This window comes from Corynebacterium lactis RW2-5 (assembly GCF_001274895.1).
Classification (GTDB): Bacteria; Actinomycetota; Actinomycetes; order Mycobacteriales; family Mycobacteriaceae; genus Corynebacterium; species Corynebacterium lactis.
The window spans coordinates 333,977-357,636 of the sequence record NZ_CP006841.1 but is presented as its reverse complement, the minus strand read 5'-3'; the positions used below and the strand labels follow the sequence as shown (position 1 = coordinate 357,636).

Annotated in this window: 23 protein-coding genes; 2 read left to right on the top strand and 21 right to left on the bottom strand. The window is 63.1% G+C overall.

Annotation, left to right across the window (positions count from 1 at the left end):
• Positions 1-76: 76 nt before the first annotated feature.
• Complete coding sequence (locus CLAC_RS01480; protein WP_053411402.1) at positions 77-469, top strand: hypothetical protein; 393 nt, start codon at positions 77-79, stop codon at positions 467-469.
• Between the two features lie 33 nt (positions 470-502).
• On the opposite strand, the gene rfbA is transcribed toward CLAC_RS01480, so the two are convergent.
• From rfbA to CLAC_RS01395, 17 genes are all read right to left on the bottom strand, one after another.
• Positions 503-1,378 (bottom strand): glucose-1-phosphate thymidylyltransferase RfbA, encoded by an 876-nt coding sequence (gene rfbA, locus CLAC_RS01475; RefSeq protein ID WP_053411401.1) that lies wholly within the window; start codon positions 1,376-1,378, stop codon positions 503-505.
• Between the two features lie 6 nt (positions 1,379-1,384).
• Positions 1,385-2,059, bottom strand: coding sequence for a dTDP-4-dehydrorhamnose 3,5-epimerase family protein (locus CLAC_RS01470; protein ID WP_053411400.1), 675 nt, complete (start codon positions 2,057-2,059; stop codon positions 1,385-1,387).
• A gap of 61 nt (positions 2,060-2,120) precedes the next feature.
• Positions 2,121-3,125, bottom strand: coding sequence for a dTDP-glucose 4,6-dehydratase (rfbB, locus tag CLAC_RS01465; protein ID WP_053411399.1), 1,005 nt, complete (start codon positions 3,123-3,125; stop codon positions 2,121-2,123).
• Positions 3,126-3,177: 52 nt separating this feature from the next.
• Positions 3,178-4,221, bottom strand: a complete 1,044-nt coding sequence (ccsB, locus tag CLAC_RS01460) for a c-type cytochrome biogenesis protein CcsB (RefSeq protein WP_053411398.1) — start codon at positions 4,219-4,221, stop codon at positions 3,178-3,180.
• Between the two features lie 190 nt (positions 4,222-4,411).
• Positions 4,412-6,040 (bottom strand): cytochrome c biogenesis protein ResB, encoded by a 1,629-nt coding sequence (gene resB / locus CLAC_RS01455; protein ID WP_053411397.1) that lies wholly within the window; start codon positions 6,038-6,040, stop codon positions 4,412-4,414.
• A 45-nt stretch (positions 6,041-6,085) separates the two neighbouring features.
• On the bottom strand, positions 6,086-6,934 hold the full coding sequence (locus CLAC_RS01450; RefSeq protein WP_245621925.1) for a cytochrome c biogenesis CcdA family protein: 849 nt from the start codon (positions 6,932-6,934) through the stop codon (positions 6,086-6,088).
• A gap of 11 nt (positions 6,935-6,945) precedes the next feature.
• A complete protein-coding gene (locus tag CLAC_RS01445; protein WP_053413175.1) occupies positions 6,946-7,536 on the bottom strand; it encodes a TlpA disulfide reductase family protein in 591 nt (196 codons plus the stop codon).
• 273 nt (positions 7,537-7,809) lie between these two features.
• Complete coding sequence (locus tag CLAC_RS01440) at positions 7,810-8,451, bottom strand: histidine phosphatase family protein (RefSeq protein ID WP_245621924.1); 642 nt, start codon at positions 8,449-8,451, stop codon at positions 7,810-7,812.
• Positions 8,452-8,458: 7 nt separating this feature from the next.
• Positions 8,459-9,805 (bottom strand): glutamate-1-semialdehyde 2,1-aminomutase, encoded by a 1,347-nt coding sequence (gene hemL, locus CLAC_RS01435; RefSeq protein ID WP_053411396.1) that lies wholly within the window; start codon positions 9,803-9,805, stop codon positions 8,459-8,461.
• Between the two features lie 25 nt (positions 9,806-9,830).
• On the bottom strand, positions 9,831-12,443 hold the full coding sequence (locus CLAC_RS01430) for a heavy metal translocating P-type ATPase (RefSeq protein ID WP_053411395.1): 2,613 nt from the start codon (positions 12,441-12,443) through the stop codon (positions 9,831-9,833).
• An 8-nt stretch (positions 12,444-12,451) separates the two neighbouring features.
• On the bottom strand, positions 12,452-12,838 hold the full coding sequence (locus CLAC_RS01425) for a hypothetical protein (RefSeq protein WP_053411394.1): 387 nt from the start codon (positions 12,836-12,838) through the stop codon (positions 12,452-12,454).
• Positions 12,835-13,491, bottom strand: a complete 657-nt coding sequence (locus tag CLAC_RS01420; RefSeq protein ID WP_053411393.1) for a hypothetical protein — start codon at positions 13,489-13,491, stop codon at positions 12,835-12,837. Before CLAC_RS01420 ends, CLAC_RS01425 begins: the two co-directional genes overlap by 4 nt.
• A gap of 32 nt (positions 13,492-13,523) precedes the next feature.
• Positions 13,524-14,561: a porphobilinogen synthase gene (hemB, locus tag CLAC_RS01415; protein ID WP_053411392.1), complete on the bottom strand. Its 1,038-nt coding sequence runs from the start codon at positions 14,559-14,561 to the stop codon at positions 13,524-13,526.
• Between the two features lie 58 nt (positions 14,562-14,619).
• The gene (locus CLAC_RS01410) at positions 14,620-16,293 is read right to left on the bottom strand and encodes a bifunctional uroporphyrinogen-III C-methyltransferase/uroporphyrinogen-III synthase (RefSeq protein ID WP_053411391.1); all 1,674 of its coding nucleotides are present in this window, start codon (positions 16,291-16,293) and stop codon (positions 14,620-14,622) included.
• Between the two features lie 175 nt (positions 16,294-16,468).
• Positions 16,469-17,401, bottom strand: coding sequence for a hydroxymethylbilane synthase (gene hemC / locus CLAC_RS01405; protein ID WP_053411390.1), 933 nt, complete (start codon positions 17,399-17,401; stop codon positions 16,469-16,471).
• Positions 17,394-18,845, bottom strand: a complete 1,452-nt coding sequence (locus tag CLAC_RS01400) for a glutamyl-tRNA reductase (RefSeq protein WP_053411389.1) — start codon at positions 18,843-18,845, stop codon at positions 17,394-17,396. Before CLAC_RS01400 ends, hemC begins: the two co-directional genes overlap by 8 nt.
• 149 nt (positions 18,846-18,994) lie before the next feature.
• Positions 18,995-19,228 carry a glutaredoxin family protein gene (locus tag CLAC_RS01395; RefSeq protein WP_053413173.1) on the bottom strand — a complete coding sequence of 78 codons (234 nt, stop codon included), beginning with the start codon at positions 19,226-19,228 and terminating at the stop codon, positions 18,995-18,997.
• Between the two features lie 280 nt (positions 19,229-19,508).
• Here CLAC_RS01395 and CLAC_RS01390 point away from each other — a divergent pair, with 280 nt between their 5' ends.
• Complete coding sequence (locus CLAC_RS01390; RefSeq protein ID WP_082313474.1) at positions 19,509-20,552, top strand: HAD family hydrolase; 1,044 nt, start codon at positions 19,509-19,511, stop codon at positions 20,550-20,552.
• 111 nt (positions 20,553-20,663) lie between these two features.
• On the opposite strand, the gene CLAC_RS12200 is transcribed toward CLAC_RS01390, so the two are convergent.
• The 4 genes from CLAC_RS12200 to CLAC_RS01375 all read right to left on the bottom strand — a co-directional run bounded on the left by CLAC_RS12200 (position 20,664) and on the right by CLAC_RS01375 (position 23,660).
• The gene (locus CLAC_RS12200) at positions 20,664-20,765 is read right to left on the bottom strand and encodes a 30S ribosomal protein bS22 (RefSeq protein WP_003855542.1); all 102 of its coding nucleotides are present in this window, start codon (positions 20,763-20,765) and stop codon (positions 20,664-20,666) included.
• A gap of 205 nt (positions 20,766-20,970) precedes the next feature.
• Positions 20,971-21,162: a helix-turn-helix domain-containing protein gene (locus CLAC_RS01385; RefSeq protein ID WP_053411387.1), complete on the bottom strand. Its 192-nt coding sequence runs from the start codon at positions 21,160-21,162 to the stop codon at positions 20,971-20,973.
• Between the two features lie 304 nt (positions 21,163-21,466).
• Entirely contained in the window at positions 21,467-22,276 is an 810-nt protein-coding gene (gene proC, locus CLAC_RS01380) for a pyrroline-5-carboxylate reductase (RefSeq protein WP_053411386.1), read from the bottom strand.
• Positions 22,277-22,418: 142 nt separating this feature from the next.
• The gene (locus CLAC_RS01375) at positions 22,419-23,660 is read right to left on the bottom strand and encodes an SLC41A family transporter (protein WP_053411385.1); all 1,242 of its coding nucleotides are present in this window, start codon (positions 23,658-23,660) and stop codon (positions 22,419-22,421) included.

The following is a 23,660-nucleotide window of genomic DNA, read 5'->3' as shown; positions in this document are numbered from 1 at the left end:
TTTTCATTCCAGCGTTTCTCGCTGCCACGCACTAGTTGCGTATTCTAGTCGGTAACTCTAGGAGGTCATCTTTCACATGGGTCGGCTGATTCTGCTGCTGTTCATCATCGTTGTTATCGTCGTGCTGTGGAAGGCTTTCGGCCCCGGCGCTCGCTCAGGTTCCCGGGGCTCGGGGCTATCGGGGTTCCCAGGATCCCAGGGCGGCAACGGTTGGCCGACTAACCGCGGCGTGAATCAGCACCGCCGCCCCATCGCGCCTGATGATGACCCGGATTTCCTCTGGAAACTGAAGAAGGCCGAGTTCGACCGCCGCAAGCGGGAGCAGGCAGAACAGGAACGCCAGGCTGAGCACAAGCGCGCTGAGCAGGAGCGCCGACAGGACAATCCTCAGCAGGACACGCACAACAGGCCTGAAACCCCAGACAACCCAGAAGACGGCCCAGGCAACGGGTCCAGCACCTCCAACTAATCCGCTAGCAGCAGCCGCCCGAGGTATCCCCGACTACACGTCCTTGCCGCGCTGCAGCAGCTGCGCTAAGTACTCGCCGTAGCCACTGGCACGCAGGGCCTCGGCGCGCGTGGCGAGCACCTCATCGTCGATGAAGCCCATCCGCCACGCGACTTCCTCTGGCGAACCGATTTTCAGGCCTTGGCGCTGCTCGATGGTCCGCACGAAGTCCCCGGCCGCCATCAGGTTGTCGACCGTGCCTGTGTCCAGCCAGGCTGTCCCGCGTGGCAGTACTTCTACCTGTAGCTTTCCGCGTTCGAGGTAGGCGCGGTTGACGTCGGTGATCTCCAATTCCCCGCGTGCCGACGGCTCCAGCGCCGCCGCAATCTCAACGACCTCGGAGTCATAAAAGTACAGGCCGGGAACGGCGAAATGGCTGCGTGGTTGCTTCGGCTTTTCCTGTATCGCGATGGCTCGTCCGGAGGAGTCGAAGTCCACCACGCCATAGGCGCTGGGGTCTGCGACCCAGTAGGCGAAGATGGCGCCACCATCGACCTCGTGGAAGCGGCGCAGTTGCGTGCCGAGCCCCGCACCGTAGAAGATATTGTCGCCGAGCACCAGGGCCACCGAGTCGTCACCGATGTGGTCGGCGCCGATAATGAATGCCTCCGCCAAGCCCCGTGGTTGGTCCTGCGTTGCATAGTTGAGGTTGACGCCCCACTGGGAACCGTCACCCAGCAGGCGCTCAAACTGGGGCGCGTCCTGCTCTGTAGTGATGATGAGGATGTCGCGGATACCGGCGAGCATCAGGGTCGACAGCGGGTAGTACACCATCGGCTTGTCGTACACCGGAACCAGCTGCTTGCTCACCCCAAGGGTGATCGGAAACAGCCGCGAGCCCGTGCCACCTGCAAGAATGATGCCCTTCATGGTGCCCTACTGTCCTGCTTCTTCGTTGGCCATCGCCCACTCGTCGCGGGCCAGGTTCTCCAGGTCCTTGCAGTCAAAAATGCTCGGCAGTTTCAGGCCCTGTGCCTCAAACTCGGCAATAGTCGGCGCGGCCTGGTCACGCTCCGACAGGATCATGTCCGACTCGCCCAGCCCACCCCGGGCCAGCAGCTTCGCAATGTCAATGCCCAGCTCCGGGTCGAGAATGCTCACAGCACGCTCGACCTCCGGATTGTACGCAGTGGAGGTCAAGTACGTGAGGACGGAGCCGTCAGCAAGCGAAACGAAGCCATGGCCAATCCCATTGGGCAGATAGACCACGCGGCGGGTGGTGGAGTCGAGCTCGAAGATCTCCACCTGGCCGAACGTGTCCGAACCTCGGCGCAGGTCAACCGCAATATCGAGGATGTGGCCGGACGGGCAGGTGACCAGCTTCGCCTGGCCCGGCGCACCCTGCGGATCAACGTCGGCGAAGTGCAGGCCGCGCACGACACCCGCGGCGGAGACGCTCATGTTCGCCTGCTCCGGGAAGAAGGGGTAGCCCGTGGCCTCAGAGAATGCGTCGAGGCGGTACCACTCGTGAAAACTTCCACGGCTGTCGCCGTGGATTGTGGGGTCGAAGGTGAAGACGCCGTCGATGGTGGTGGGCTCAAAGGTGCTCATGGTCAACCAGTGTAGACGGGCAGGCGGATTGGGGCGCCTGCCGCAAACCCTTCCGCAAGCCCTACAGCTCCCGCTCGCGCTGGGCGTAGCCCGCCTCGGCCGCGTCGTAGGCATCCGCCCACCAGTCCTCGTTGTCCCGGTACCACTCGATGGTCGCGGCCAGGCCCGCCGTGAAGTCCCGGTAGCGAGGCTCCCAGCCCAGCTCCTCCATCGACTCCGGGTCGATCGCGTAACGACGGTCATGCCCCGGCCTATCGGTCACGTGCACAAAGTCATCCCGGCTCCGATCGAAGCCCGCCAAAATATCGCCAACGACCTCGAGGTTCGAGCGCTCCCCGTCCGCACCGATCAGGTAGGTCTGCCCCACTTCGCCGCGGTCCAGGATGGCCCAGACCGCGTCGTTGTGGTCGTCCACGTGAATCCAGTCGCGGACGTTATCGCCGGTGCCATACACGCGCGGGCGCCGCCCCCGAATCAGGCCGCACACCTGCCTCGGGATGAACTTCTCCGGGTGCTGCCTAGGCCCATAGTTGTTGGAGCAATTACTGATCGTCGCCGCCAGCCCCAGGCTGCGCACCCACGCACGCACAAAGTGGTCGGCACTAGCTTTCGACGCCGAGTACGGGCTGGACGGCCGATACGGCGTGGTCGTCGTAAAGCGGGTCGGATCGTCGAGCGCCAAATCGCCGAAGACCTCGTCGGTGGAGACATGGTGCAGGCGCACGTCTGACGCGGCGCAGGCCTTCGCCAGGTTCACGGTGCCCATCACATTGGTGCTGACGAAGGGGTCGGCGTCCACCAGCGAATTATCGTTGTGGCTCTCGGCGGCGAAGTGGACCACGGCATCGAAGCGCTGTACCAGTCGCTCGACCAGCTCTGCGTCGCGGATGTCCCCGCGGATGACCTCGCAAACCTCCTTGCCATCGACCCCCAGCAGGCTTGCCGGGTTTGCGGCATAGGTGAAGGCGTCGAGCACGCTGACGTCCACGTCCGTGCGGGTCGCCAGCGTTCGCAGAACGAAGTTCGAACCAATAAAGCCGGCACCACCGGTGACTAGTACTCGCATGAGTGCGATTCTAGTTCACCCGGCGATGCCGGCTTTTGAAAAATGTGGCGCCCTAGTTCAGGCCAGCGTAGGAGTGCAGGCCGGAGACGACCATGTTGATGAAGAAGAGATTGAACACCATCGTGGAGAAACCTGCGATGTTAATCCACGCCGCCTTACTGTTGCGCCAACCCGAGGTAGCACGCGCGTGCAGGTACAGCGCGTAGATGATCCAGGAAATGAAGGACACCGTCTCCTTCGGGTCCCAGCCCCAGTAGCGGCCCCACGCGGCCTCAGCCCAGATCGCACCGAGCACAATGCCCAGGCCGAACAGCGGGAACGACCAGATTGCGGTGCGGTAAGCAATAGAGTCCAGCGTCTGTGCGCTCGGCAACGGCAGGACAATCTTGCCGAGTACACCCTTTTCCTTACCAACCGGCTGGCGCATACGCAGCAGGTACAGAATCGATGCGACACCGGAGACCAGCGCGATACTCGCACCAATCGCGATAATCGTGACGTGAATCGGAATCCAGATCGACTGCAGCGCCGGAACCACTGGGGCGGCCTCAACGTAGAGGTTCTTACCGCCATAGAACATCAGCGCCAGCACCGGGGCAAGCAGCCATGGCCAGAACACACGCATGGACTCGCGGTGCAGCACGCCCGCCGCGATGGCCATTGAGAACAGAATTGACACCGACACGTACTCGTACAGGTTGCCCCACGGGAAACGCTGGGTCGCCAGACCGCGCAGCAGCACCGATGCGAAGTGCACCGCCACACCAACGTAAATCAGCATTTCGGCGGTCACGCCCAACTTGTGAGCGAGTGCCAGCTGCTTCTCCGCCTTAGCGCTTGCGGCAGGCTTACCGTCGATTACCGCGGTGGATTCGCTTACCGACGGCCCCTCCGGCGCGTCCACATCCACAGCGGCGGACCCGGCTCCTGCGCCAACGCCTACGAGCTCCCGCTCGTTAGACTTCGCCGCCAAGTCTGCAGCGGAGATACGGCGGGCGTAAAACGCGATTGCGACGACGAAGGCAAAAAGGTAGAAGGCGAAAGCCGTGAAATAGGACCAATCCGAAAACTGCGCCAAAGTCTGATTGACGGGCATGGGTTTAGCTCCAAAGAGGTGTGAAAAGGGAAAACTCTCGCTGCGCCGATGCACAGCGCTTTCATCAAACCCTAGTCCTAAAATGGGGCAACGCAAAAGGGGCAGCGACCGGTCGAAGCCGGTGGCGGGGGTACTTTACCGGTTAGGTCCGCTCGTAGTCGGCCCCTTCGCCGCCGCCTCCGATGGTTTCCTAGTCGTCGCTATCGCGATCCAGAATGTCATCGACGATGTCCTGGAACTCGTCGCCCCATCCGGCCTTGTCGGTGCGCGCCAGGCCACCGAACTCGGCGCGGGTACCGCCGTCGGCAGTCGGATGCAGGCGCACCCACACGCGGCGGCGCTTAATGCCCAGAGACAGGACCATGCCGATTAGGGACATAATCGAAGCTCCGAGGACCCAAATTTGCGTCGAGTCGTGGGAGATTTGCAGGTTGACAAATTCCTTGGCGCCCAGGAATTCAATCTTCGTGCCGTCGGCGAGCTCGGTGGTCTCGCCCATCTTCAGGTTGACGCGGTCTTCCTTTTTCAGCTGGCCTGTGTGAATCAACTCGCGATCCAGCGAGAACAGCCCCTGAGAGCGTCCTGTATCCAGGCCGGCGTCGCCACGGTAGATGTCCACCGCCACGGCTGGGTCATTCATGGCCGGGAAGGAGGACTGCAGCAGGGCGCCCTTTTCGCCGGTGAACTCGGCGGTCGGGGCGAACAGGCCCTCGATCGCAATCTGGTTCTTGCGGCGTTCAAACAGGTCCGGGTACATGCCCGCCGGCGGGTCGAAGCGGAAGGCGCCCGAGGACAGGAAGAAGGTCGGGTCGTCCGGGCGGAACTGCACAATCGACGTGCGCGACTCACCATTCGGCCAGGTCACCTTGAAGGCCGGTGCGAAGCCGTGGCCCTGTAGGTAGACGCGATCGCCCGCGATGCGCAGCGGGTGGTTGACCTGGAGGGTCTTCTCCTTCCACTGGTCAACCGGCTTGCGCATATCCTCTTCCTCCGCGTAGCGGATATGCGAGGTGAACATCTTCGCCTGGCCGTTGCCCAGATAGTCGGCCTTGAAGTCCTCGACCTGGATACAGAACGGGTTCAGGGTCGTACCGTCGAAGGTGTTGCCGGAGCGCATCGAGTCGTAGTTCGCCGCCGCCGTATTACAGAAGGGCACACCAACGGCGCCTTTAACACCGTCATCGTCAATATCGGTGCCCGTATTGGTAACCATGATGACCTGACCCTCGTAATACGTCAGGCTGCCCCAGCCGACCACGACAATCAACACCGCAAGCCCCAGGTGGAACACCAGGTTGCCGAACTCGCGCAGGTACCCCTTCTCCGCCGAGAAAGAAAGCGCCTTCGCGCGGTCTTGATCCGCCGGGGTCTCCGTCAGGAACCACTTGCCCAGGCGCTGCCGGACTCGCTCCGACACCTCCTCGACGGGCATGTCGACGACGGCCTCGTCGTTATGCGGGAGGCGAAAAAAGCGCAGCGGTGCCTTAGCGGGCGGCGTCTTCATGGCCTTGTAGTGGTCAATGGTGCGCGGGATGATGCAGCCGACCAGCGAGATCAGCAGCAGCACCACCACTGCGATGAACCAGAAGGATGAGAAAACGTCGAAGAGCTGCAGCTTATCGAAGATCTTGCCAGTCGTGCCGTTAGCGGCCAGGTACTGGTCAACCTTGTCCTTATTCAGAGACCGCTGCGGAAGCAGCGCGCCCGGGATAGCCGCGAACGCAAGGATGAAAAGCAGAATCAGCGCGGTGCGCATGCTCGTCAGCCAGTGCCACATCTGCTGAAAAGGCCTGTGGGCCTTTGCCCAATTAACCGACATGAACTCTTTCCCCTAAATCGGCGGTGACCCGTTTTGATCGGCGTCTTAGATCGGCGTCACAGTATCCGTAATAAACGCGGCCTGGACCCAAGCTACGAACATATCCCATAGGCCAGTCACCAGAGCAACGCCCACCGCCACGAGCAGCACGCCACCGATGATCTGGATGGTCCGCGAGTGCCTGCGCAGGAAGTCCACGCCCCGCACCGCGCGCGCCGAACCGAACGCCACGAGAATGAAAGGAAGGCCCAGCCCCAGGCAGTAGGCGATAATCAGCGCCACGCCGCGCGCGGCCGTCATTCCCTGCGTGCCCGCCGACACCGAGATAATCGCGGTCAGCGTCGGGCCCAGGCACGGGGTCCAGCCCAGCGCAAAAACCGCTCCGAGCAACGGCGCACCCAGCCAGGTCGTCCACCGCTTCGGGGCCATGCGAGTGTCCTTTTGCAACGCCGGGACCAGACCCATAAACGCAAGCCCCATCACGATGGTGACCACGCCGCCGACAATTGTCAGCGTCCGCGCCTGCACGCGCAGCGTCGATACCAGGCCGAAAATCGACGCCGAGCCCAGTACGAAGATCACCGTGAACCCCACGACGAAGAGGAAGGCGGCCAGGCCCACGCGGGCATTATCGCCGCGACGCTTGCCGACGCCGCCTGCAGCCGGGCTCGTAGCACCCGTCGGCAAGCCAGGCTCCTGAGCAGCCCCAGAAATTCCGGTGAGATAGGAGACATACCCCGGCACCAGTGGGATGACGCACGGGCTGGCGAAGGAGACCAGCCCCGCGAGCGCGGCGGCGAGAAGCCCCAGAATGATGGGGCCACTGGTGGCGGCGTCGGCGAATTGCTGGCCGATGTCGGAGGCCAGGAGTGTCGTTGAAGGTAGGTCAGTCACGGCAGCTCTACTTACGCCTCGGCCTTGACCTTGTTGACGGCGTCCATCAGCGTCTTCTCGTCGATCTCGCGGAGGAAAACCTTCGCCGGGCGGTGCTGCTTGTCCAGGATGATAGTGGTCGGGATGACCGAAGCCGGGATGCCGCCAAGGGCTCCGGCGTTGACGAAGGCCGGGTCGTAGATGGACGGGTAGGTAATCCCGTTGTCCTTAACGAAGTCGATGGGTGCCTGGCGGACGTTGTCGCGGACGTTAATCCCGAGGATGGTGCCGATGCCCTCGGCGTCCATCTTCTCCTGCACTGCCTGCAGGTCATCCGACTCGGAGCGGCACGGCGCACACCACTGGCCCCAGGCGTTCAAGACCACAATCTGGTCCTTGAAATCGTCGAGGGAGATTTCCTTCTTTGGATCTTCAAGCGACTCGCCGAAAACCTTACCAACAGGCTTGCGGTCGGCCGGGGCGTAGTCGATGACCTGCTGGCCACCCGGAGAGACGAACTCGAACTGCCCGCCGATGGCGACGGCATCGTGGCCCACCGAGTCCCCGGCTCCACAGGAGACCAAGGTCAGGGTCAGTGCAGTTGCGGCCAGCGCCGCGGAAATTCGGGACGAGGAGACCTTCGAAAACCGAGATCCAGTCACCTTCACGCCACCTTCCGAGTCAGAAATCTATTGTGAGTCGGCGCCGGAACGCAACGCGCATTCCCACACACTTTCCGGCACTTGCGTATATGTCAGCTTCTATAGATTAATCACACCGCCGGACAAAAAGACAGCCCGCTGCCACGCCTGTAGGCCGCGCGATTCAGGTTCACGACGGCCGTGTGGCGCCCGCGACGCCCGCAATACCCGCGACGTTCGGCGCCACCGGAGTGGCTACAGGTGTCCGGCCGGCTCCGCGTAGCGCACGTCCACGATGGTGTCGCCAATGAAAACCAGCGAGGTGACGCTCGCCAAATCACACTGGCGCACGGCTGGATTGTGAGCCAGTGGCAGGCGTCGCGCGCGCCGCTGCGCTGCGATAATGCACAGCTGGTGGCTCACCAGGACCGCCTCCGAGCCCTCCGCTGCCAGGCGAGCGCGCTCGATGGCCTCAAACATGCGGTCGGCGATTTCCTCGTAGGGCTCGCCCCAGCTCGGCACACCGGGCCTGCGCAGCCGCGGCCAGTACTTCGGATTCCACAGGGCCGAGTCGATTCCCTTGATGTGCAGCCCCTCAAAAGTGTTGCCGGCCTCAAGCAGATCCTCGTCGAGAACCGGCTCCACCCCCAGTACCTCGGTGAAGGGGCGCGAGGTCTCCTGGGTACGCTGCAGCGGGGAGCACGCGAAGTAGGACACCTCGTGTCCGCTAAACGACGCAGCCGTGGCCGCAGCCTGACGCTGCCCTCGCTCCGAAAGGTGCCAGCCGGGCAGGCGGCCGTAGAGAATCTTGTCCGGGTTGTAGACCTCGCCGTGGCGGACCAGGTGGACAACTGTGGTCTTGGCGTGCTGCGGCTGCCGCAGGGTTTCGTTCGCCACGTTCCACCTACTCCGGCTTCGCCGCGGCAGCGGCCTTGGCGGCGTGGGCGGCGGCGTTTTCGATGATCTCGAAGTCTGCATCGGTCAGAGCCGAGGAGACGAACCAGGTCTCGTAGCAGGACGACGGCGGGTAGACGCCGTTGGCCAGCAGCGCGTGGAAGAACGCCGGGAAGCGGAAGGTGTCGGCTGCCTGCATCTGTTCGAAATTGTGGCCCTCGCCCTCGGCGAAGCGTGGCGAGAGCATCGTGCCCGCACGCTGGATATGGTGCGCCACGCCCTCCTTTGTCAGGGCGTCGGAGAGGATCCCCGCCAGGCGGTCGGCGTTGGCGGCGACCACGTCGTAGACCTCGCGGGTAGCGTTTTCCAGGTTAGCCAGGCCCGCGGCCATAGCCACGGGGTTACCGGACAGCGTTCCGGCCTGGTAGACCGGCCCGTTCGGGGCGAGGTGTTCCATGATGTCACGGCGGCCGCCAAATGCCGCAGCCGGCAGGCCACCGGAGACAACCTTGCCGAAGGTGGTCAGGTCACCCGCTACCCTATCGATGCCGTACCAGCCGTTGTAGGAGGTGCGGAAGCCGGTCATAACCTCGTCGAGAATCAGCAGCGCTCCGTCGGCGTGGCAGACCTCCTTCAGCTTCGCGTTGAAGTTGTCCTGTGGCGCAACCGTACCCATGTTGCCGGCGGCCGCCTCCGTAATCACGCAGGCAATCTCGCCCGGGTTCTCGGCGAACGCGGCCTTGACCGCCTCAATGTCGTTGTAAGACACCACGATGGTGTCCGCTGCCGACGCGCCCGTCACACCGGGAGAGTCCGGCAGGCCGAAGGTCGCGACACCCGAGCCTGCCGACGCCAGCAGCGCATCCACGTGGCCGTGGTAGCAGCCGGCGAACTTGATGATCTTCGACCGACCGGTGAAACCACGGGCCAGGCGCACCGCAGACATGGTCGCCTCGGTACCGGAGTTGACCAGGCGGACCTCCTCCACCGACGTGCGCTCTACGATGTGGCGGGCCAGGTCGGTCTCAGCGGTCGTCGGGGCGCCGAAGGACAGGCCCTTGGTGGCCGCGGAGCGTACGGCCTCGACGACTGCCGGGTGGGCGTGGCCCAGAATCATCGGGCCCCAGGAGCACACCAGATCCACATACTCGTTGCCATCGACGTCGACCAGGCGGGAACCCGTGGCGTGGTCAATGAACCGAGGGGTGCCGCCGACCGAGCCAAACGCGCGGACCGGGGAGTTCACGCCGCCCGGGGTCACCGCCTGGGCCTGCTCGAAGAACTGGGCCGAGCGATCAGTGAGCTCGACGTTTGCCGGAATGTGGGATGCGTTGGTGTCTTGAGTCACGCTGACCATCGTAGACAACCGGGCGCAAACCGGTCTACCAGCGCCCCAGCTTCACCTTGAACAGGTGCTTGCGTCGCGATGACACTCGGCGCGAGCGCCACTCGATAAACAGGCTCGAGATAATCATCAGCAGCGTCGCGAGCAGCGGGTGAATCAGACCTGTGATGCTCAGTGCCAACACCGCCGCGTTGTAGAACCAGGCGATGTAAATGTTCGCGTCCATGGTTCGCACGACCGCGCGGGAGATCTCAATGGCCTCGGGAACCGAGAACACCGTATTGCGCAGCGCGACGACGTCCGAGCGTTCCATATCGACGTTTGCGGTTCCCTCGGTGTTGTCCATCAGGATGCCGACGTCGGCCGCACGCAGGCAGTCCTGCACGTCCTGGTCTCCGACCATGACGACGGTCTCGCCGCCGGCGTGCACCGAACGCACAGCCCCGGCCTTTCGGCTGGCAATAATGCCCGCGAACACGCGGGAGATTCCCAGCCGATCCGCGAAACGGCGGGCCACCGGGTAAGGATCTCGCGTAATCATCATGGTGTCTACGCCCATGTCCTCCAGTGCGTCGATACTCTCGACGGCGTCGGGCTTGATGTCCTCACCCACGGTGATGACGCCGCGGACCTTACCGCGCCACGACACCATCAGCGGCGCGCCACCGCCGAGGGCGGCCACGGCCATGCGCTCGCTCAGCAGAGACAAATCACGCGGGCGCCACACCCGCGCCTCGATGAAGCGCAGCTCCGACTTACCCTCGGAGTCCTTCACCGGAATTTCCACCTGGCCGACGAACGCGCCATCCTCCGTAATCTCAACGTGGACGGTCTCAATCCAGTGCGGCACGTCTCCGCCACCGGAGCCCGCATCGCGGGAGACACGGCACGCGCGCACGACTGCGGCGGATGCCGGGTGGTTGCTCTCCATCATCAGGGCACCGGCAACGCGCAAAACCAGGTCGGGGTTCTCCCCGTCCTCTGCTGCTACCCGCAGCACGTGCATGTCCCCCTCCGTCAGAGTGCCGACGCGGTTGAACATCACCACATCGGACTTCGCCAGAGCGCGAAAGGCATCGTTGCCGCGGATCAGAATGCCGTTGTTGGCTCCGGCCAGAATGCCGATGCGCTGCACTGTGGAGGTGGACATTGCCAGTGCCACGGGGGCAATACCCGACAGAATCGCAAGTGACACAGCGAAAGCTCCGCCTGCGGTTCCCGAGGCCAACCACCACGCGCCGAAGGCCACCACCGCCAGTGAAAACGCCCACGGCACCAACACCGATGCCGAGCGAACCGCGGTCTGGTGCACCGCAGTCTCCTCCCGAATGGCCATCCTCAGCCACCGGGCAATCGCCGCGGCGCGAGTCTTCGAGCCCGTGCGCCACACACGGACCTTCAGCTCGTTGTCCATGTTCAGGGCGCCGGCCCAGACCTTGGCGTTGACCTTCACCTTCTGCGGCTCGTTTCCGATGCCGAGCAGCTGGGCGTCGATGCGCGAGGCACCGCCAATGACCGTTCCGTCAACCGGGATAACAGCACCCGGCGGGATTACGATGTCATCGCCGATATGGAGCTCCGCCACCGTCACACGAAGGCGCTTCGGCTCCGCCGACTTCGCCGACTTGCGCACAACCGTAACGCGCCTCTCCGCCGGAATTCGGAGCATCCTCATAATCTGCCCCGACCGCACCCGGTTGTAGCGGGTAAACATGCGACCGGTCAGAAGCAGAACCGTCACACCACAGGCCACGTCGAAGAAAACCTCCGCCGCGGCCGATTCGCGGTAGTTGAAGGCGAACCACGTCGGAGAGGTCTTGTACCCAATCGTTCCCGCATGTCCCAGAATCAGCTGACTCATCGACCAGAGCCAGGCCAGCAGAATCGCAATCGAGCTCGCTCCGTCCAGCGCCGACATGCGGCGCCGAAGCGAGGCCACCATCGCCCTGTGGAATGGCCACCCTCCCCACAGCGCCACAATGGACGTCAGCACCGCACACATCCACTGCCACCCGGGGAACTGCCACGCCACGTTCAGAGACACCGCAATCACCGGAATCGACAGCACCGCCGAGACCCAGAAACGCTTTTTGGTCACCAGCTCCCGTGCCGTAAAAAGCACCTCGCTGTTCACACCGCTGTGCCGCAACGCCGCTTCACGACGCCTGATACGCTCCTCCGTGACCTGCTGCGCTGCTGCAGGAACAGATGGACGTCGCAGAGGCGCCGCATCCAGACGAGTTGCTCGCCTACGCAGCGTGCTCCGAGTGAGGTAGGAATCAATGCCGACGTTCTTCAGGACTTCAATGAACTCGTTCGGATTAATGTCATCCGGTGCCGTGATCCAAGCGCGTCCGGGGTTGTAGACCACGGTGGCCGTGACGTTCGGGAAGGCTTCGAGAGCCCTTTCCGCCCTCTCCGCAGCCTCCGCGGTTTCCAGGCCTTCAAGTACCAGGCCAAAGGCTGTGTTGCTGCGGCCGCTGCGCTTGGCAAGACGCTGATGCGCGCTTTCCTCGTCGTGGACACGGCGGCTGCGGGGCAGCGCCTTCAAGGCGGCACTCTTGGCCTCGGCGATCGCCTGCGAAACTCGCTCGTCGACGTTTGCCCGTTCCTCGGGGGCAGCCTCTGCCGGTTCCTCCGCGGTACTCATACCTACAACTACCTTGCCTTCTTCGAAATTCCGACGGAGTTGCCCCGCACTTCGCGGTACAGCAGCAGCACGCCGACGGCCATAATCATGCCGGGAATAACCACCCACGCGGTCAGCGCCTGCGTGGCGACCGCGAATAGCTTAATCAAAATAATCACGGCGACAATGCCGACCATTACCAACCGCACCCGGCCGGTATTCTCCGCTAGCGGCACACAGACGCTTAGGGCCAGAGCCCCGACGCCTCCGATGCCCGCCGCGATAAAAATATCGCGGGCTAACCCGCTGGGGGCTGCAGAGTAGTCGCCGGTCGCCAGCATCATCGTCAGTACTAACTGCGCGATAACACCGACGTAGACGACCCACTTCCACGGTCGATTCGGGAAAACGTTCATCGGTTTGGCCTCTCCCCCGGCCCCCACTTCTTATCGGGGTTCTTTTGCTCAAAGTACTTTGCAGCGGCCTTCGTCGACGCTAGGACTAGACCCGCGCCTGCCGCCGCAGCCGATGCAATCTGCAACGCGCCCGTGACGAACTGCAGCCATGTCGGAGCGTCCAACACGGCCGAAGTCCCCGGGGAGAAGAACAGCGTCACAGCGAGGATAATCAGATACACGGACCCTGCGGACAGGACGAATCGAGCCCACAACCCGCCCTTGCGCATCTGGCCTGCAATCGCGACAAAAATGACACAGATTATTGCAGCTGCGACGACAGCGAGCACCAGCGTCGACTTAACAAGCACATCGAACTGCTCCGGCGTGAACGTCGGGAAAGCCTCCCGCGCCCCAATGTCCGACATGAACGCGCCCGGCGCGAGCCAATACACAGTGACAGTGGCTACGCTTAGCAGCAGCTGGAGCACAGCGGTCACTCTCCACGCCTGCCACGCCCCCTGCACCTCGTCCGGAACAACGATGTCCACTCGCTCTGTGCCCTCGCCAGGGGCTCCGGCGGGCAGCTTGCCGGGAGCGCCAGCAGGCGGGGTGGCGGCGGTCGGCTCGGGCAGGTGCCCCGACCCCGCTTTGTCAGTCTTGTGTTCTGTCATCTTCCACTTTTCAAAAAATACTTTTCAGATGGCTAGAGCTTCTTAGCCAGGTCGACAGCCGCGTAAGTCAGAATCTGCTCCGCGCCCGCGCGCCGAATGCTCAGCACAGCCTCCATCATCGCAGCATCCAGGTCAATCCACCCGTTGGCGGCGGCAGCGTGAATCATCGCGTACTCGCCGGAGACCTGGTAGGCGGCGACGGGCACCGCCGACATATCCGCGACTTCACGCAGAATGTCCAGGTAACTCATGGCTGGTTTGACCATCACCATGTCCGCCCCCTCTGCAATATCGAGCTCGACCTCCAGCAACGATTCCCGTCGATTAGCGGGGTCCTGCTGGTAGGTGCGGCGATCTCCCTGCAGAGAGCTGCCAACGGCCTCGCGGAAGGGGCCGTAGAAGGCCGAGGCGTACTTCGCTGAGTACGCCATAATGGACACATTCTGGTGGCCCGCGGCGTCGAGCCCCGCGCGGATCGCCGCGATTTGCCCGTCCATCATTCCCGACGGCGACAGGATATGAGCACCGGCATCGGCCTGCGCGACGGCCATCTTCACATAGTTTTCCAGCGTGTGATCATTGTCGACCACCGTCGCCCCATAGCGGTCCTGGTTCAGGACACCACAGTGGCCGTGCGAGGTGAACTCATCCAAGCACGTATCCGCCATAATGAGCACATCGTCCCCGAACTCCTTGCGCAGGCGGCGCAGCCCACGGTTCAAGACGCCCTCCGGGTTCCAGGAATCGGAGCCCTCCGGGTCCTTGTCCTCATCCTTCGGAACACCGAATAGATCAACACAGGGAATTCCGACCTCGATAGCCTCCCGCACAGCCTCGACCAGCGAGTCCTCCGTGTGCTGGACGACGCCCGGCAAAGAGCTGATCGGCTTTGGCTCATCGATGCCGTCCGCGACGAACATCGGCAGAATCAGGTTCTTCGGGGTCAGACGGGTCTCCGCCACCATCGAGCGCATCACTGGATTGGTGCGCAGGCGGCGCGGGCGCCGCACCGGGGTGGGAACGTTGAACTCGTTAATATCGAAAGGCTTTTCAGTGCCGGAATTGCTCATAGCCACCACCTTAACCAATCCGCCGGATTGACCCGAGTGAGCCGCAATCAGACCGGTTCTAGGCCTTATCCTTCGCCTTCCGAGAACGGCGCCGCTTCTTGCGCGGAGGCGGCAGCTGACCCGCCGCGCGCAGGTGTGCGACGTGCTCTGCCAGCGCATCGACGAGATCCGTGATACCAGCCCGCTCCGGGACCACGTCGACGCGGAGACCATACTCGCGCGCAGTCGCCGCAGCCATCGGCCCGATGCAGGCGATAATAGTCCGCGAATGAGGCTTGCCCGCGATACCTACGAGATTCTTCACCGTCGACCCGGAGGTGAAGCACACCGCGTCGAAGCCACCGGACTTGATCATGTCGCGAATCTCGGCACTCGGCGGGGCCGCGCGCACGGTTCGGTAAGCAACCACATCGTCGACTTCCCAGCCGAGGTCAATCAGGCCATCGACGAGCACGTCCGTGCCAATGTCGGCACGCGGAAGCAGCACGCGATTGACCGGATCGAGGTCCTCGATGTACTCCGGGAACACCTCCACGATTCCCGCAGCGTTCTGGCGGGACTCGTCGGGAAGCAGCTCCGGGGTGATTCCTCGGTCGCGGATAGCGGCAGCGGTGCGGTGCCCCACTGCGGCGATGCGCACGCCCGCGAAGGAGCGAGCGTCGAGGCCAAAATCCTGGAACTTCTCCCACACGGCCTCAACCGCGTTGACGGACGTGAAGACAACCCACTGATAGCGGCCATCGACCAGGCCCTTGATAGCGCGCTCCATCTGTGCGGGGCTGCGTGGGGGCTCAATGGAGATGGTCGGGACCTCGACCGGGATGGCGCCGTGGCCCACGAGGCGGGCACTCATCGGGCCGGCCTGGGACTTAGCGCGCGGGACCAGGACCTTCCAGCCGTAGAGCGCGCGGTTTTCCCACCAGGAGTACTTCGAACGATTGTCGACGCCCTTACCCAGGGTCACGACGAGCGGGCCGCTGAGGTCTCCCGAGAGCTGCGCCAGGGTTCCGAGAGTGACGTCGTAGGTGCGCTGCAAGCGCGTCGTTCCATTGACCGTTACGGACACCGGCAGCGACGGCGCCAGTCCGCGGGAGCCGAGCTCTTTGGCAATCGCCGTCAGGTCATCCTGCACTGCCTGCAGCACGAGAGGTTGCGGTGCGTGGGCCAGCTCGTCCCAGTCAACATCGGCGCGAGCCAGGTCCGTCTCGGTGTACGTCGACCCCAGGGCGATTCCGGCGAAGGCCGGGACGGTCGAAGGCACGGACATGCCAGGCACAATCTGGAACTCCGCCCCCGTGCGCGAGACCGCGTTGATCTCCGCGAGCACGGTGTCGTTGGTCAGCGGATTGCCGGCGACCAGGCGCACAACATCGTGACCCTTGGCCACCTCCGCGGCCATGAGCTCGCTCATCTTTTCCGGATCGCTAACTGGCTCCCGCAGGTCTGCTGCTGTCGGAGGAGCCGGGCGGGGCGGCTTACGGCGAGAACCGTTGGCCTTCGCCTCCGCGCAAATCTTCGCGTACTCCTCGTCGGCAGCCTTCAGAAGTTCCGGCGGAACAGGAACATCGGTGGCGATGAGTTCCCGGACACCCGGCATGACATCGCTATCGACAAAGGCAACAGCGGTGTCGGCGAGGATCTCTCGGGCACGCAGCGTCAGCAGGTCGGGGTTACCCGGACCAGCGCCGACGAACAATATGCGCCCCGAAACAGCGGGTAGAGAGGTGTTCATCGTGTCGGAAAGGCTTCTTTTCTATGGGGAGTTTTCACTTGTGAGCACCGCGAGGGAAGCGCCGTCGGACACGAATGCACAACAGCGCGGGCGGGCACGAGAAGAAGCCCCTTATCCCAACGGCACAATTACCGGCCTATTAGCATAAAGGTTTTAAGCAAAATTCACTAACCGGTCAGTTTTGAGATTCGCGCAGGGTATCACCCATAACCTCGAGTGCGCCCCGCTCCAGCAGTGCGCGAGCTGCCTGTCGGCCGAGCGCATCAGCCCTGTCCAGGGGGCCGGTGACGGTCTCGATCAGCTGGCGAGAGCCGTCAACGGCGAATACCCCCGCACGAAGGGTCAGCTCGCCCTCATCAGTCACGGACGAATGAGCGGCGACCGGAGCGGTACAGCCGGCCTCCAATTCGTTCAGCACCGCGCGTTCGGCGATTGCCTGCGCGTGGGACGCTCGATCGTCGAGGCGCTGCAGAATCTCCACGATGTGCTGATCCACGCTGCGACACTCCAGGGCGAGCGCCCCCTGCGCGGGTGCCGGCATCAAAACGTCGACACCCAGCGACTCAGCCGCCGCGTCCAGACGCCCGGTGCGTTCCAGCCCGGCGCGCGCCAGCACAACGGCATCCAGGTCTTCGGCGATCCGACCCATGCGGGTCTCGATGTTCCCGCGGAGCGGGAGAATCTCCAGGTCCGGGCGAACGGCCCGCAGCTGGGAGACGCGACGCGGCGCCGACGTTCCGACCTTCGCACCTTCCGGCAAATCCATCAGCGGAGTGTGCCCACGCGAGATCAAAACTTCGCGCGGGTCGACGCGCTGCGGCACAGAGGCCACCACCATGTCGTGCTCCGGCACCGTTGGCAGATCCTTGAAGGAGTGGACGATGATGTCGCAAACATTCTCGCGCAGGGCGTGGCGCAGCGCCTGAGTAAAGACTCCGACGCCGATCTTCTCTACCGGATCGTGCCGGTTGTGATCGCCCGCAGTTTTGACTATAACCAGCTCCGCCGGCTGCCCCAGCGCGATTAGGGCATCGCGAACATGCCCTGCCTGAGTGGTCGCCAGCTCCGATCCCCTCGTGCCGATTCGAATAGTCTCTGGATTAGGCATTTCGTCCTCCGAGAATCAAATTGCCGCTCGACCCGTCCTGGCCGTTAGTTTCCGTCCCTTTAAGAGCCTGCTCCAGGCGCCCTATGCGCCCCTGAACCATTAAATCGGCGGGAATATCCGTATCGGCGTACAACCCGCTCGGCGAAGTCAACGGAAGATCGAAAAGCTGCTGTAGCGCCACTGCGTAGTTGCCCCCGCACTCCTGGCTGGAGAGCTTCTTCACCTGCACCGTCGGGGTGTGCAAGAGCTTATCGACGACCCGGCGCACCGTCGACTCGACCGCCTTGCGCTCCTTCGGGGTAAGGCCCGGCGTCTTCGCCTCCAGACGCACCAGCTCGGCATCGACAACCTCGGCCGCCCTCTCCCGCAGGGCCCGGACGGTCGGGGCGACCTCCGCCGCGCGCTGCGCGGACAGGTAGCTCTCCAGCTCTTCCGCGACAATGGCGCGGGCGGAGGACTCGTCGTCCCTGCCTGGGACATCCGTGCGCGTCATCTGCAGATGCTCAATATTGAACAGCGCAATGCCCTCGAGACCCGCGACATCCTCAGCGACGTCGCGCGGCATGGACAGGTCAACAATGGCCAGCGGCCCATGATCCGCGACATGCTGTGCGTAGACAACCGGGGTCATTGCCCCGGTCGCGCTGACGAGAAAATCGACGTCGTCAAGCACATCGGCGAAATCCTCCAGTGCGATTGCGCGGGCGGGGATCCCAGCCTCGATGGAGTGGTCGGCGAGGTTCTGCGCGCGATCGACGGTGCGGTTGGCGATGATCAGGCGATCAATGCCGCAGCGGCCGAGGTAGGTGGCAGCCAGGGAGCTCATCGCGCCGGCGCCCAGGATTAGGGCCGAGCGACCCGCGAGGATATTCGAATCGACCGCCGTGTCGACACCCGCGACAAAGCCCGGGTTCAAAGCCGCAATCGCCTCGTCCACCGCGACGGAGACCATGGAGGCCCCCGCGTTGTCAATCAGAGTTTCGTTGTGCACGCGCTTTCCCGCGTGCAGGGACTTCTGGGCCAGATCGTGGAGCGTGCGCCCCACCGTTCCGACACTGTCCGCGGCCTGGTACGCTGCGCGCATCTGCCCAATAATCTGCTGCTCCCCCAGCACCATGGAATCGAGACCGGCGCAAACGCTAAAGGCGTGCTCGGCGGCGGCCTGCGCGTAACGGACGTACAGGTGCGGCGTTAGGTCATCGATTTCGAGACCAGTGCGGTCAACAATTTCCCTGATCACGGCTGACAGGCCCGCGTGAAAACCGTCCGCCTCCACGTAATACTCCACCCGGTTACAGGTGGAGACCATCAGCGCCTCCGAAATAGACTCCTCGCCCACCAGGCGGCCAAGAATCTCGTCCCTTTCGGCGTCCCCCACCGAGACCTTCTCCAACAAGGTCACCGGCGCAGACCGATACGACATTCCGACGAGAAGCACACTCACCGCTCGATCACCGCTTACCGCTCCCTTGATTTACGCCATGCGAAAACACATATGGCTCTCAACGGTAGACCGTTGCAACTACCATTCACAACCAAGGCAAACTTAAGTTTGAGCTTTTCCTACAACTTTTGATTGTTACTCCGAGAGTATCAAGCGCCCCGAGCCCTCTCCATCGCATCGATTAGCTCGTCGTCGTCGATTTCCCAGCAGGCAACCTCCTCATCATCGACCAGGATTACCGGCACGCGGTCGCCGAATTCCGCTGCGAGATCAGCGCTCCGGTCGACGTCGACAATCTCCAGCGAGCCTCCGTGGTCGCGCACTACGGGCTCAATCTGGGCCGCCACTCTGGCACACGAACCGCAAGTCGACCGGCTCATCATCGTTACCTTCACCGCACCCAATTCGAACCCCTCTCTCCTAAAATCCGATAGATTCCGAGCCTTCACGCGGTCTTGGCGCTGGTGCTCTTTGGCTGTACCTATGCTTTCGAGACTAGGGCTTACGCCGCAGCTGCTGCCGCAACGGGGCTCGCCCCAGCGCGCCGCGGCGTCGGCAAGCGATTACTATGCAACATAGACTTTCCAGCGCAAGCAGACTGAACGCTTAAGGAGACCGGGCGAAGTGAGCAACTACTCGGAGGATTTCAACCCAACGCTCGCGATGGACATCCTCAACGAGATCATCCCCTCGCACGGCAACGTTCGGAACTTCCTCGAGCAGGTGGCCCTCGCCCCGCTTAACGACGAAGCGCAGGAGGAAGCCGGCGCTGCAGCGGCCCGCAACGCACTCGAGGCACTCGGAGGGATGTACGAAATCGGCGGGACAGATCTCGCGACCGGGTTTCGGAGCGTCGCCGGCGCGGAAGACGCAGCTGGTGGCGAAAGAATCCTCTCTCAGCCGACACCTGGGATAGCCCGCGACCCCGGCGCCGCCGCGTTCTTCGACGTGGACAACACCCTGGTGCAGGGCGCCTCCATCTTCCTATTCGCGGTCGGTCTGGTGGAGCGCGGTTTCATCAGCAAGCGCGACCTAGTCGGCATGATCTGGAAGCAGCTGAAGTTCCGCGTCTCCGGAGCAGAAAACGCAGCGGATGTGGCCAAAACCCGCGAGCAGGCGCTCGAATTCTTCAGGGGTCACAGCGTAGACGCTATGGTCGACCTCGCCGAGGAGATCTTCGACGATAAAATCAGCGAGCGCCTCTACATGGGAACCCGCGAGCTAGCGGAGCTGCATCTAGAAGCAGGTCAGGAAGTATGGCTCGTAACCGCGACGCCTGTGCAGCTGGCGCAGGTTATCGCGAAGCGAATGGGGCTGACCGGAGCGCTGGGCACGGTCGCAGAAGTCGAGGACGGCATCTTTACGGGTCGGCTCGTGGGCGATATCCTCCACGGCCCCGGCAAGAAGCACGCGGTCGCCGCGCTGGCGGCCTCCTCCGAGCTGGACTTGGCCAAGTGCACCGCGTACTCCGACTCCGCCAATGACATCCCGATGCTGTCCATGGTCGGCACCGCAGTCGCAATTAACCCCGACCGTCGCCTGCGTCGCCATGCGATGAAGCGCGGCTGGGCCGTACGGGACTATCGCCACGTGCGCACGGCCACGCTGGCAGCGGTGCGCTGGACTCTCATCGGCGCCGCTGCGGGGTCTGCTGCGACGGCGGCGGGGGTCGTCGGCAAGTGGCTGTGGGACAGGAGAAACGCATAACCCCCTCCCCTTTGAGCTCCCCTAAATAGCAAAACCCGCCCAGCCAACCGAAGGCCAGGCGGCTTTTTGAGCAAAGCGCGGGCGTTACCTCGATACCGCGCTGCAAACGGCTTACTTGCCGAGCTTACGACGCTGCACGCGGGTGCGGCGGAGCATCTTACGGTGCTTCTTCTTCGACATGCGCTTGCGACGCTTCTTAATGACGGAACCCATCGGCTCGACCTCGCTATTCGTTAACTGGAAAATTTTCAAAATGCACAGTGGCGGCGCCTTCGCTAAGCGGAGACGAACGAGACGTCACGACTGAATTTTCCCCACCGGGGAACACCCAGAGCCACGCGACACCACGTGCTAATCGGATTAATCATAGCGGGGAGACAGGTATTCAGGTCAAACAGCCCCGCTGAAAAGGGCGAAATTAACCCGCGTTGTAGAAGGAAGAGTCCAGGTATTCCTTCACAGCCGACTCGTGGACGCGGAAGGAGCGGCCCACGCGAACAGCCGGCAGCTCACCGGAGTGAACCAAACGGTAGACAGTCATCTTCGAAACTCGCATGATCTCAGCGACTTCGGCAACCGTCAGAAAAGTGCCCTTATCTGCATTCTGCATTAGTAACTATTCCCTTCAGCGCACGCAACGCGCTGCAGGCTTCCCCTCCTGCAGAAGAATGTGACACGCACGTGCTTGTAACATCCTACCGGTAAACAAGGGGCCGTTGCGATTTATGGTGAGAAATAGGGGCACTGGTTAACGCTGTGGTTATTGTGAAAAATTCCATTATGCCTGTATATCGAATTTTCTATGCCTACCAGCGTACGAAAAAACGAGGGCAATACGACGGGAATCCGGCCGAAACCGACTCCGTCGCATCCCCTCGTTAGCGCTCTGTAAGCACCTTTCCTACGGCGCCGCCCTACTTGCCGAGCTCATTGGCCTTGTCATAGCAGGCCTGCAACGCACGATGGACCGCACGGCGGATGCCCTCCTCCTCGAACACCCTCGTCGCCGCGGCGGTGGTTCCGCCAGGAGAGGTGACGTCGGCACGCAAGGCGGTGGGGTCAGCGCCCTCCTGGAGCATCATTTCGGCGGCCCCCACAGCGGTCGCAGCGGCCAGCCGCTTGGCCTGATCTCGCTTGAGCCCGAGAGTCACACCGGCGTCCGTCATCGCCTCGACGAACTGGAAGAAATAAGCGGGGCCAGACCCGGACACAGCCGTGACCGCAGACATCAGAGATTCGTCGACCACCTCGACGTAACCGACCTTCTCCAGCAGCGAAACGATCGTCTGCGTCTGCCCCTGAGTGACAAACCGGCCCGGCGCGACTGCGCACATTCCCTTACCTACCAGCATCGGCGTATTCGGCATCACCCGCAGCACGGGCGTACCGACGGCGCACACGGCCTCCATCTTGTCCAGCGTCACGCCGGCGGCCATGGACACGACAATGGTGTCCGACTCGGAGTCATCCAGAACCCCGGAGATTTCCTCCAGCACGTCCATGATGATGTGCGGCTTCACACACAGGAACACCACATCGGCGCCGTCCACGGCCCCCACGGCGTCGTCAGCGTCAACGATGCCGTAGGTCTCCTTCAGACCGGCAAGGCTCTCGCGAGTCCGGCCAACCACGTAAATCGAGGTTGGGGCGATTCCCCCGTCGATTAGGCCACCGATGAGGGCGCTACCGATCTTTCCGCCACCAATAACAGCAATCCTTGTCATGATGGCTAAGTGTGCCAAAACAATCGCTCACATGCGAATGCAGGGGCCGGAAAATCAATTCCGTCCCCTGTATTTTTAAGAACTGCCAGCGCTACTCCCCGCTACCCTGCCTGCGGCTATACCAGCGGCTTCATGCGCCGTTCTAGAGCTGGAAGATCAGCCACGGGCCGAACGTAAGCGCGAGCCCCACAACTCCAGCCAGAATCGGGGTGGCGATATCCCTGGAACGACGCACGTAATTCGCAATCGCCGCCAGGCCACCGCTGATAATCAGCGCCAGAATCACAACGACGGCCGTCGGCAGCTGCTGCCATGCCAGGGTGAATCCCAGGAACACCACCGCACCGAGGATCAGGCCAACGAAAACCTGGATGAGAAGCAGCGGCACCGACAGTGAGTTGTCCTCGGAGTAATTGGGGTCTTCCTTAGCATCCTTTGCGGCGGCCCGCTTGTCCGACTTCCGTTCCTGCGCCTTCTTCTCAGCGCGCTGAGGCTCACTCTCCTCAGCTGGCTCCTGAACCTGATCCTCGGCCTGCGGCTCCTCAGCGGCCGGGCGCTGCTCTCGCTTTGCGTCAGCCCCGTAGGAACCGCCAGTCCACTCAACAACCTTCGACTTGTCGACGGCCACCTCGTTCTCGGTCTCTGCGACACCCCCGTGGCCCTCGGCGGAGTCCACGGAGGCAGCGACCTGAGGCGCAACCTTCACCGGTTGCTCGACATCCTCAATGACTGGGATGGAAGCGGTCGGGCGGTCGTCGTAGGAGTTGGAGCCGTCCAGGACTGCTCGCGCGACCGGGCCGGGCTTGCCGACCGTCTGCTCGGAGTTTTCCGAGTTACGCAGCTCAGTGAACGTGTAGGTAATTTCAGAGCGCTCGCTGTTAATCATGACCGGGCGCGGGGCCATCGGCACGACGATTGGAAGCGCGGAGGTTTCCACCGGCTGAGCAGCAGGCGCCTTCGGGGCGTCCTGAGCAGCTGGCGCTGCCGGAGTCGCCACAGCCTTCGAGGCAGCTTCAACCTTCGGAGAATCTTCCTCCGCGGCAGTCTCCGGAACCTGCTCCGGGGTCGGGTCAGGCGCTTCCGCAGCCTGCTCAGTTACCGCGGGCTCGACCACTTCGGCCGGCTGGGCCGTGGTGTCGTCGGCAAGCGGATTTTCGGTCTGCTGAGCCTGCTCATCGACTTCCTCGCCCGCGCTGCCCATGGCGTGGGCGCCACGGCGAGGACCGTCGGCCTTCACGCGCGGAATGGAACCAGTGAGCTCCTTGACGGAAATGCCGCCCTCTTCAAGGCTGCGGCGGCGACGGCGCCGCGGAGCATCGGAGGAAGCGCCCTCCTGCTTCCGCCGCGCCATCAATTCGGCAACGGTGAGCTTTTCCTCGCTCAT